9 protein-coding genes are annotated in these 10,278 nt (G+C 53.2%); 4 read left to right on the top strand and 5 right to left on the bottom strand.

The annotated features are described in order from the left end of the window. Nucleotides 1-25 precede the first annotated feature (25 nt). The 5 genes from secF to queA form a co-directional block, all read right to left on the bottom strand. The gene (secF, locus tag AC2A1E_RS17295; RefSeq protein WP_459399657.1) at nt 26-994 is read right to left on the bottom strand and encodes a protein translocase subunit SecF; all 969 of its coding nucleotides are present in this window, start codon (nt 992-994) and stop codon (nt 26-28) included. Nucleotides 995-1,004: 10 nt separating this feature from the next. After that, nucleotides 1,005-2,852, bottom strand: coding sequence for a protein translocase subunit SecD (secD, locus tag AC2A1E_RS17290; RefSeq protein WP_484384773.1), 1,848 nt, complete (start codon nt 2,850-2,852; stop codon nt 1,005-1,007). Between the two features lie 25 nt (nt 2,853-2,877). After that, a complete protein-coding gene (gene yajC / locus AC2A1E_RS17285; protein WP_004940391.1) occupies nt 2,878-3,210 on the bottom strand; it encodes a preprotein translocase subunit YajC in 333 nt (110 codons plus the stop codon). A gap of 33 nt (nt 3,211-3,243) precedes the next feature. After that, nucleotides 3,244-4,368, bottom strand: a complete 1,125-nt coding sequence (tgt, locus tag AC2A1E_RS17280; protein WP_459399659.1) for a tRNA guanosine(34) transglycosylase Tgt — start codon at nt 4,366-4,368, stop codon at nt 3,244-3,246. A gap of 78 nt (nt 4,369-4,446) precedes the next feature. Further along, nucleotides 4,447-5,517, bottom strand: a complete 1,071-nt coding sequence (queA, locus tag AC2A1E_RS17275) for a tRNA preQ1(34) S-adenosylmethionine ribosyltransferase-isomerase QueA (RefSeq protein ID WP_484384772.1) — start codon at nt 5,515-5,517, stop codon at nt 4,447-4,449. 121 nt (nt 5,518-5,638) lie between these two features. Here queA and AC2A1E_RS17270 point away from each other — a divergent pair, with 121 nt between their 5' ends. From AC2A1E_RS17270 to AC2A1E_RS17255, 4 genes are all read left to right on the top strand, one after another. Then, nucleotides 5,639-6,220 (top strand): ACP phosphodiesterase, encoded by a 582-nt coding sequence (locus AC2A1E_RS17270; RefSeq protein ID WP_484384771.1) that lies wholly within the window; start codon nt 5,639-5,641, stop codon nt 6,218-6,220. A 229-nt stretch (nt 6,221-6,449) separates the two neighbouring features. Then, entirely contained in the window at nt 6,450-7,052 is a 603-nt protein-coding gene (locus AC2A1E_RS17265) for a peroxiredoxin C (RefSeq protein WP_459399662.1), read from the top strand. A gap of 342 nt (nt 7,053-7,394) precedes the next feature. Further along, nucleotides 7,395-9,158 carry a gamma-glutamyltransferase gene (gene ggt, locus AC2A1E_RS17260; protein WP_484384770.1) on the top strand — a complete coding sequence of 588 codons (1,764 nt, stop codon included), beginning with the start codon at nt 7,395-7,397 and terminating at the stop codon, nt 9,156-9,158. A gap of 103 nt (nt 9,159-9,261) precedes the next feature. Beyond that, nucleotides 9,262-10,266 carry a LacI family DNA-binding transcriptional regulator gene (locus AC2A1E_RS17255; protein WP_484384769.1) on the top strand — a complete coding sequence of 335 codons (1,005 nt, stop codon included), beginning with the start codon at nt 9,262-9,264 and terminating at the stop codon, nt 10,264-10,266. The last annotated feature ends 12 nt before the right edge of the window (nt 10,267-10,278 follow it).

Below are 10,278 nucleotides of genomic sequence, written 5' to 3'. Positions count from 1 at the left end.
CAGTTGAACGTACAGCAGATTAGCATTAAGGCAGAATCGAAGGCTGGTCTGCGCCCTCTTTCTCCACTTTCTGCTGCAGCATGTGTTCACGTTTCATACCCAGTTTCAACGCCAGCGCGGACGCTACGTAGATAGAGGATACGGTACCGATGGACACACCGATCAGCATGGTCAGTGAGAAGCCCTGCAGCATCGCGCCGCCGAAGATGTACAGCATCAGAACCACCATCAACGTGGTAGCGGAAGTCATGATGGTACGGCTCAGCGTCTGGGTCAGCGACACGTTCATGATCTCGTAAGGCGTTCCGCGGCGGATCTTGCGGAAGTTCTCACGAATACGGTCGGAAACCACGATACTGTCGTTCAGCGAGTAACCGATAACCGACATCAAAGAGGCGACAATCGTCAGGTCAATCTCAATATGGAACAGCGACAGCACGCCCATAGTAATGACCACGTCGTGCGCCAGAGCGATAACCGCCCCCAACGCCAAACGCCATTCGAAGCGGAAGCCAACGTAAATCAGGATACAGATCAACGCCACCAGCAGCGCCATGCCGCCGGTTTGTGCCAACTCACTCCCTACGCTCGGGCCAACGAACTCGATACGCTTGACGGTCGCATTCTTGTCAACAGCATCGTTGATCACGCCGATCACTTTATTACCCAGCTCCTGCCCTGCGGTGCCGGTCGCGGGTGGCATACGCACCATCACGTCGCGGCTGCTGCCGAAGTTCTGAATAATCGGGTCCTTGAACCCAGCTTTTTCCAGCGTATCGCGCATCAGATCCAGATTCGCCGGTTTTTCCAGGTTGATTTCAATCACCGTACCACCGGTGAAATCCAGGCCCCAGTTAAAACCACGAACGGACATAATGGCGATTGACGCGATCAGCAGCAGCAATGAGATGCCGAAGGCCACGTAATCCCAGCGCATAAAGTCATAGACTTTACGGCCGTAGTTGAGTTGTTCAACAGTATAATCCTGTGCCACAACGCACTCCTCAGATAGACAGCTTGTTAATGCGCTTGCCGCCGTAAAGCAGGTTGACGATGGCACGGGTACCGACAATCGCGGTGAACATAGACGTCGCCACACCGATTGCGGTGGTAATTGCAAAGCCCTTGATCGAACCCGTACCCACTGCGTACAGAATGATCGCGGTAATCAGGGTAGTGACGTTGGCATCAACGATACTGGAGAACGCGCCTTTATAGCCCTCATGGATCGCCTGCTGAATGGATCGCCCATTCTTCAGCTCCTCCTTGATACGTTCGTTGATCAGTACGTTGGCGTCGACCGCCACCGCCAGCGTCAGCACGATCCCGGCAATCCCCGGCATCGTCAGCGTTGCACCCGGCAACAGTGACATCACGCCGACAATCAGCACCAGGTTAGCCATCAGCGCGCTTGAGGCGATCAGGCCAAACTTGCGGTACCAGACCACCATGAACACGATAGATGCCACCAAGCCCCACAGACAAGCCTCAAGACCCTGAGTGATGTTCTGCTGACCCAGCGTTGGGCCGATGGTCCGCTCTTCCACGATCTGGATAGGCGCAATCAGCGCACCGGCACGCAGCAGCAGCGAAAGCTGACGGGCTTCGTTCGGATTATCGATGCCAGTGATACGGAAGCTGTTGCCCAAGCGTGACTGAATATTCGCCACGTTGATCACTTCTTCCTGCTTCACGAGGATCGAACGGCCATTGGCGTCTTTCTTGCCGCTGTCTTTGTACTCCACAAACAGGGTCGCCATCGGTTTACCGATACTATCCTTGGTGAAGTTAGACATCGCGGTGCCACCGGCACTGTCCAGCGAGATGTTAACCTGCGGCTGGTTGTACTCGTCGGTGCTGGAAGTGGAATCAGTGATGTGGTCACCGGTGAGGATCACGCGCTTGTACAGCACGATCGGCTTGCCATCACGGGTGAATTTCACTTCAGAATCACCCGGTACGCGGCCGCTTGCTGCTGCGGTTGCATCCGCGTTGGTGTTCACCAGGCGGAATTCCAACGTCGCGGTCGCCCCCAGGATCTCTTTGGCACGGGCCGTATCCTGAATACCTGGCAGCTCAACGACAATGCGGTCCGCTCCCTGGCGCTGTACCAAAGGTTCAGCAACGCCGAGCTGGTTGACACGGTTACGCAGGATGGTGATGTTCTGCTGCACCGCATACTCACGCGCTTCGCTCAGACGCGCATCGGTCATTGTTGCTTTCAGCGTGTTGGTGCCATTGGCTGAAAGCACCAGATCGCGCTGGCGTGGGGCCATGAAGCTGATCGCCTGATCGCGTGCAGCATCGTCGCGGAAGCGGACTTCCACACCGTTGTTTTCCAGCTTGCGGATCGCAGCATAGGGAATGCCCTTTTCACGCAGTTCACTGCGCAGGGTATCCATGGTTTGTTCTTGCAACTTGCCAAGCGCGGTATCCATGTCAACTTCCATCAGGAAGTGCACGCCACCACGTAAGTCCAGACCCAGTTTCATCGGCTCTGCGTTCAGCAGCCTCAACCAGGTTGGCGTTGCCGGAGCAAGGTTCAGCGCCACAACATATTTATCACCCAATTCTGCCATCAAGGCTTCACGGGCGCGCAGCTGAACGTCAGGATCTTTAAAGCGAGCCAGGATGGCACCGTTTTCCAGCGCAATCGACTTGCTCGCAATATTATCTTTTTCTAATACGTTACGGACTTGGTCCAGCGTAGCTTCACTGGCGGCGACACCGCGCGCGCCAGTGATTTGTACGGCCGGATCCTCACCGTAAATGTTGGGAAGTGCATAAAGCAGACCGACGAGGATCACGACGATCAACATCAGATACTTCCACAAAGGATAACGGTTTAGCACGGCAGTTCCCTTAGGGAAAACGAAATTACAGGGCCTTCATAGTACCTTTCGGCAGAACGGCCGCCACGAAGTCACGCTTGATCATCACTTCCGTGGTGTCATTCAGCGCAATGGCAATGATACCGGTGTCAGCCACTTTGGTGACGCGGCCAATCAGGCCACCGGTGGTCAACACTTCATCACCCTTGCCGATGGAGTCCATCAGTTTCTTGTGATCTTTAGCGCGTTTCTGCTGTGGACGCAGGATCATGAAATAGAAAATCAGACCAAATACCACCAGCATAATGATCAGAGAGTACGGGCTTCCCTGAGCCGGAGCCCCTGCGGATGCGACGGCGTCAGAAATGAAAAAGCTCATTGAAAATCCCTCATTAAGTTATTAATTATTGAATCAAGCAGTTAAAGATGGAACCGGCTTACCGATCCGCTCATAAAAATCTGCAACAAACAGCTCTAATTTACTCTCTTCAATAGCCTGGCGTAAACCCGCCATTAAGCGCTGGTAGTATCGCAGGTTATGAATTGTGTTCAATCGGGCACCTAATATTTCGTTGCAACGATCAAGATGATGCAAGTAGGCGCGGCTGTAATGGCGGCAGGTATAGCAATCACAGTCCTTGTCCAGCGTAGAAGTATCATCCTTGTGCTTGGCATTACGGATTTTTACCACACCGTCAGTCACAAACAAATGGCCGTTCCGGGCATTACGCGTTGGCATCACGCAATCGAACATATCGATACCGCGACGCACACCTTCTACCAGATCTTCCGGCTTGCCAACCCCCATCAGATAGCGTGGCTTATCTTCTGGAATTTGCGGGCAAACATGCTCGAGAATGCGATGCATATCCTCTTTTGGCTCACCGACCGCCAAACCGCCCACAGCGTAACCATCAAAGCCGATATCCACCAGCCCTTTTACTGAAACATCACGTAAATCTTCGTAAACCCCGCCCTGAATAATACCGAACAAAGCATTCTTATTATTCAGTTCATCAAAACGCTGACGGCTGCGCTGCGCCCAGCGCAACGACATTTCCATCGAACGCTTGGCGTAGTCCCAATCGGCCGGATAAGGCGTACACTCATCGAAAATCATCACGATGTCAGACCCCAGGTCATACTGGATTTCCATCGATTTTTCCGGGCTGAGGAACACTTTATCGCCGTTAATCGGGTTACGGAAATAGACGCCTTCCTCTTTGATCTTGCGCATCGCTCCCAGGCTGAACACCTGGAAACCACCGGAATCGGTCAGGATCGGGCCGTGCCACTGCATAAAGTCATGCAGATCGCCGTGCAGTTTCATGATCTCCTGCCCTGGGCGCAGCCACAGGTGGAAGGTGTTACCCAGCAGGATCTGCGCGCCGGTTTCTTTCACTTCTTCCGGCGTCATGCCTTTAACCGTACCGTAGGTACCTACCGGCATAAAGGCCGGGGTTTCCACTACGCCACGTTCAAAGACCAGGCGGCCACGGCGAGCACGACCATCGGTTGTTTGTAATTCGTACTTCACAAAACCTCCAGCACCGGAAAAACAGTCCGATGACATTAAAACAGGGCCACGCGGTGCGCGTAACCCAGGGATTCATCTTCACTCGCCGACGGATTCACTCTCTGCCTGCGGATTACGGCTGATAAACATCGCATCACCGTAGCTGAAAAAGCGGTACTGCTCGGCCACCGCCTGCTGATAGGCCTTCATGGTGTTCTTATAGCCAGCAAAGGCAGAAACCAGCATGATCAGCGTCGATTCCGGCAGGTGGAAATTGGTCACCAGCGCATCAATCACCTGATAATGGTAGCCCGGATAGATAAAGATCTGGGTATCGCCAAAAAACGGGGCAATCAGCGCATCCTGGCAGGCCTTGGCGGCGCTTTCCAACGAACGTACCGAGGTAGTCCCCACAGCCACCACGCGTTTACCACGCGCTTTACAGGCCAATACCGCATCTACCACTTCCTGCGGCACTTCGGCGTATTCCGCATGCATTACGTGCTCTTCAATGGTTTCCACCCGCACCGGCTGGAAGGTTCCGGCGCCAACGTGCAAGGTAACAAACGCCATTTCAACGCCCTTGGCCCGCAGCGCCGCCAACAACGGTTCGTCGAAGTGCAACCCGGCGGTGGGTGCCGCAACGGCACCCGGTTTTTCGCTGTAGACGGTCTGATACAGTTCACGATCGGCATCTTCATCAGGGCGATCGATATACGGTGGCAGTGGCATATGGCCAACCGCGTTGAGGATAGTGAAAACGTCACGATCGTCATTGAAACGCAGTTCAAACAACGTGTCATGGCGAGCAACCATAGTAGCGGCAATGCTTTCATCGTCGCCCAGCAGCAGTTCAGCACCGGGTTTCGGCGCTTTGGATGCCCGCACGTGCGCCAGCACGCGGTGATCGTCCAGCACCCGCTCCACCAGCACTTCAATTTTGCCACCGCTGACCTTGCGGCCAAACAGGCGCGCCGGGATCACGCGCGTATTGTTAAATACCAGCAGATCGCCAGCTTCCAGCTTATCCAGCAGATCGGTGAATACGCCGTGCGTCAAGGCTCCGGTCGGCCCGTCCAGTTGCAGCAAACGACAAGCGCTACGCTCCGGCTGCGGATAGTGGGCAATCAAAGACTCAGGGAGTTCAAAAGAAAAATCGGCGACGCGCATGGGTATTCACTTCTTCAATAGATAACTAAATTGGGGAAAAACAGGCGGTACAGTCTAAAGCCGTGAGCGGCCAGCAGCAAGAAATAAGGAGGCATTGCATAACTTGCGTTATAGTTGCCAAATGAATTTTCTTGCTCATCTCCATCTGGCCCAGCTTGCCGAAAGCTCGTTACTGGGCAACCTACTGGCCGATTTCGTGCGTGGCAACCCTGCCGGGGACTACGATCCCGAGGTGGTTGCTGGCATTATGATGCACCGCCGCGTCGACGTGCTGACCGATACCTTGCCTGAAGTCCGGGCTTGCCGTGACTATTTCAGCGCCGAATTCCGCCGCGTTGCGCCGATTACGCTCGATGTGGTGTGGGATCACTTTCTGGCGCGCCACTGGCAGCAGCTTGAACCCACCCACAGCCTGCAGAATTTCACTGAGGAAGCGCGCGGCCAGATTATGCCGCATCTGCCGCTGATGCCTGCACGCTTCCAGAATCTGAACCACTATATTTGGCCGGAACGCTGGCTGGAACGCTATGCCGAGCTGCCGTTTATCGCAAAGGTGTTACAAGGCATGGCCAGCCGCCGCCCGCGCCTGGGTGCTCTGGCGGGTTCTTTTGCCGACGTGGAACGCCATTATCATCAGCTTGAAACACACTTCTGGCAGTTTTACCCGCAGATTATGCAACAGGCGAAAAACAAGGCGCTGTAATCCGCTGCCTAAATGCTATCTAGCACGCAGGATCACAAGAAATTGTCTTTTAACACTTGCCCTTTTATGCGAAAAGGTTATTTTTAAAGCTTGCTAAATTTAATCTCTCGGTTTGATAGGTAAAAGCTATCTCATCGATTGGTCATTTACCCTTTATTCACCGAGTCACGGCCCCTATACTGGCTCTTGCTTTTACATCAACCCCCTAACAACTATTACAGGAGTAATTATGGTCCTGGTAACTCGTCAAGCCCCTGACTTCACCGCTGCTGCCGTACTGGGCAACGGCGAAATCGTTGAAAACTTCAACCTGAAGAAGCACCTGAACGGCAAACCAGCCGTAGTCTTCTTCTGGCCGATGGACTTCACCTTCGTATGTCCTTCTGAGCTGATCGCTTTCGATCACCGTTATGAAGAATTCCAGAAGCGCGGCGTTGAAGTTGTAGGCGTTTCCTTCGACTCAGAATTCGTCCACAACGCATGGCGTAAAACCCCTGTCGACAAAGGCGGCATCGGTGAAGTGAAATACGCAATGGTTGCTGACGTTAAGCGCGAAATTCAGAAAGCTTACGGCATCGAACATCCAGATGCTGGCGTAGCACTGCGTGGTTCTTTCCTGATCGACAAAAACGGCATCGTACGTTCGCAGATCGTTAACGACCTGCCAATCGGCCGTAATATCGACGAAATGATCCGTACCGTTGACGCACTGCAATTCCACGAAGAGCACGGCGAAGTGTGCCCAGCTCAGTGGGAGAAAGGCAAAGCGGGTATGGGCGCCTCTCCAGACGGCGTGGCTAAATACCTGTCTGAGAACGCCTCCAAGCTGTAATTTCAGCTTGCCTGCGTGTGAACCGGTCAGCCCTGCTGGCCGGTTTTTTTTTGCCCATATACCCATCGTCAATCAAACCGCAGGGGTGTTGGCTGCCTTCGTTCACCCCAGTCACATAGTAGGCTATGCTCCTGGGGATTCTCTCAGTTGCCGCCTACCTGCATTTTGATTGAACTTGGGTATAGCCCGGGCATTTGCACCTATTTTGTGCTTTACCTCTCTGTTTTAACTCATACTGCATAACCCGCATTCCCCCTGCCGCTACTATCATTATCCGGCCTGTTCTTTGCGTTTAAAGACTGGCAAATAGTCTCATCACAATAAGAATCGACAGGAGTCGTTATGTTTTTGCAAAAATGGAGTCAACCACTGACCTTGGCGGCCTTGCTGGTCAGCAGCAACCTGTACGCCGCTTCCAATCCGGCGGTAGAAGCCAAGAATGGCATGGTCGTGACATCGCAACATCTGGCATCACAGGTCGGCGTAGATATTCTCAAGATGGGTGGCAATGCGGTAGATGCCGCAGTGGCAGTGGGTTACGCACAGGCGGTGGTTAACCCTTGCTGCGGCAATATCGGTGGCGGCGGCTTTATGACCGTACACTTGGCCGATGGCACCGACACCTTTATCAACTTCCGCGAAACCGCTCCGGCTGCGGCCAGTGCCGATATGTATCTGGATGCCAACGCCAAGGTAAAAAAAGACGCCAGCCTGTACGGATATCTGGCTTCTGGCGTACCCGGTACGGTACTGGGGATGGAAACCGCACGCGAGAAATACGGTAAATTGAGCCGTGAGCAAGTGCTCGCACCGGCAATCAAGCTGGCGCGCGAAGGCTTCATCCTGACGCGGGCCGACACCGATATTCTCGACACCACCATCACACGTTTTAAGCAAGATCCGGAAGCAGCAAAAATCTTCCTGCGTAAAGATGGCTCACCGCTGCAACCGGGCGATTTACTGGTGCAAACCGACCTGTCTAATACGTTGGAAGCGATCGCCAAACAAGGCCCTTCAGCCTTCTATCTGGGCAAAATTCCACAGGCGGTGGAGGATGCTGCCAAAAAAGGCGGTGGGATCCTGACGGCGGCCGATTTTGCCAGCTATAAAGTCACCGAAAGTGCCCCTATCACCTGCAGCTACCGCGGCTATAAATTCGTTTCCGCACCACCGCCCAGCTCCGGCGGCGTGACGCTGTGCGAAACGCTAAATATTGTCGAAGGTTACGATCTGAAAAGCATGGGCTTTAACTCGGCGGCGGCGATCCACACCATGACCGAAGCCATGCGCCATGCCTATATGGACCGTAATACCTACCTCGGCGATCCGGCGTTTATTAAAAACCCGGTTGATCGGTTGGTGAGCAAGAGCTACGCCGAGCAGATCCGCAAGCAGATTGTGGCCAATAAAGCGACGCCTTCCGAAAACGTGCAGCCCGGCATGGAACCGCACGAAAAACCGGAAACCACCCACTATTCCATCGTCGATGGCCAAGGGAATGCGGTGTCTACTACCTACACCGTCAATGGCCGTTTCGGTTCGGTGGTGATCGCACCGGGCACCGGTTTCTTCCTCAATGATGAAATGGACGATTTCACCGTCAAAGTGGGCGAGAAAAACCTTTACGGTTTGGTACAGGGCACAGCAAACGCCATCGCCCCCGGTAAGCGCCCACTATCCTCGATGAGCCCGACGCTGGTGACCAAAGACAATAAAATCTTTATGGTGCTCGGCTCGCCGGGCGGTTCACGCATCATCACCATCACGCTGCAAACCGCGCTGAACATCATCGACCACGGTATGGCACCGCAGGAAGCGGTGGATGCTCCACGTATTCATCATCAGTGGCTGCCGGATGAGGTGTATTACGAACAGCGCGGCGTGTCTGCCGATACGCTGAAAATTCTGAAGGAAATGGGCTATAAGATGGTCGAGCAGAACCCTTGGGGCGCCGCCGAACTGATTCTGGTGGGCTTACCGGGTGCCGCCGGTGTTGCCCCAGCCAACTCCGGTAATGATTCCGCCGTTTCCGGCAAAGTGCGCGAAGGTTACTTGTATGGCGCCAACGACGTGCGCCGCCCGGCCGGTTCAGCCGTGGGGTACTGATTCCCAGACCTGATGTCTTGCCAGGCGGAAAAGTTCGCCTGGCATCCTGTAGGTGCCTTCCTTACAATAGCGTTCTGTTGATGCATTAAAGCAAGGATTAACGGTGTCGAAAGCAAAATCAAATGCGACCATTGTAGATATTGCCCGCCGAGCTAACGTGACTAATATCACTGTTTCCCGCGCTTTTAATAAGCCCGAATTGTTAAAGCCGGAAACGCTTGAAAAAATCCATGCTATCGCCAAAGAGCTTAATTATGTTCCCAATGCCTTTGCTCAGGGATTAAAAAAAAGCAGCAGCCAGATTATCGGTATTGTCACCAGCAGTTTGTATAACCCGTTTTATTCCAACTTAATTCAAACCATATCGCGTATTGCTCGCCAGCAGGGCTATCAGATTATGCTGTTTGATACCGATGGCAGTGAAGTGGCAGAGATGCAGGCAATTCAGGCACTGTTTGGTTATAAAGCACGCGGCATTTTATTATCCGCCGTACGCGATGATAAAAACTATCAACCGGCCTATCTGAACCAGGCTGAGCGCTATCACACCCCACTGATTCTTATAGACCGGGATATTTATAATCAGCAACTGAGCGGCGTATTTCTTAATAACCTGGAGATCGGTAAGCTTTCCGGTAAATATCTTGCCGAACAGCCAGACAGCAAAATCCTTATTCTCGGTGGCCCCGCAGATTCAGAAATCACTCTGATGCGTACTCAGGGGATTATCGATGCCTTGGCAAACAGAAATAGTGAAATCACCATCATCAACGGCGATTATGATTTTATTTCACAGGCGGCGCAGGTTAAAGAATACCTTGCTGATGCGCAAAACCAGCCGCACTATATTGTCGGCCTGAATGGCATTATCACGCTCGGTGCCATTTCACTCTGTCACCAGCTAAATATTTTTGATCGGATAAAATTCTTTTCCATCGATGAGCCGCCCAAAGCCAGTGATTACGGCTTACAGATCGCCGGTGTCTATCATGATACGCAGATGCTAGGGGAAATCGCCGCAGAACTGCTGTTCAATGCCATCAAAGATACCCCTAACGATCAACCTTTAAGGCGTGAGTTTTTCACCGGGAAATTACTGATTCAATAAAGCTCAGGTTGC

It is taken from the genome of Serratia sp. HNCC26DJ206, assembly GCF_057180605.1.
This window is presented reverse-complemented; position numbering and strand designations above follow the sequence as displayed.

Coding starts and splice junctions, on each gene's coding strand:
- queA (WP_484384772.1), bottom strand. CDS start 5,517: ATGCGCGTCGCCGATTTTTCTTTTGAACTCCCTGAGTCTTTGATTGCC.
- AC2A1E_RS17265 (WP_459399662.1), top strand. CDS start 6,450: ATGGTCCTGGTAACTCGTCAAGCCCCTGACTTCACCGCTGCTGCCGTA.
- AC2A1E_RS17270 (WP_484384771.1), top strand. CDS start 5,639: ATGAATTTTCTTGCTCATCTCCATCTGGCCCAGCTTGCCGAAAGCTCG.
- yajC (WP_004940391.1), bottom strand. CDS start 3,210: ATGAGCTTTTTCATTTCTGACGCCGTCGCATCCGCAGGGGCTCCGGCT.
- ggt (WP_484384770.1), top strand. CDS start 7,395: ATGTTTTTGCAAAAATGGAGTCAACCACTGACCTTGGCGGCCTTGCTG.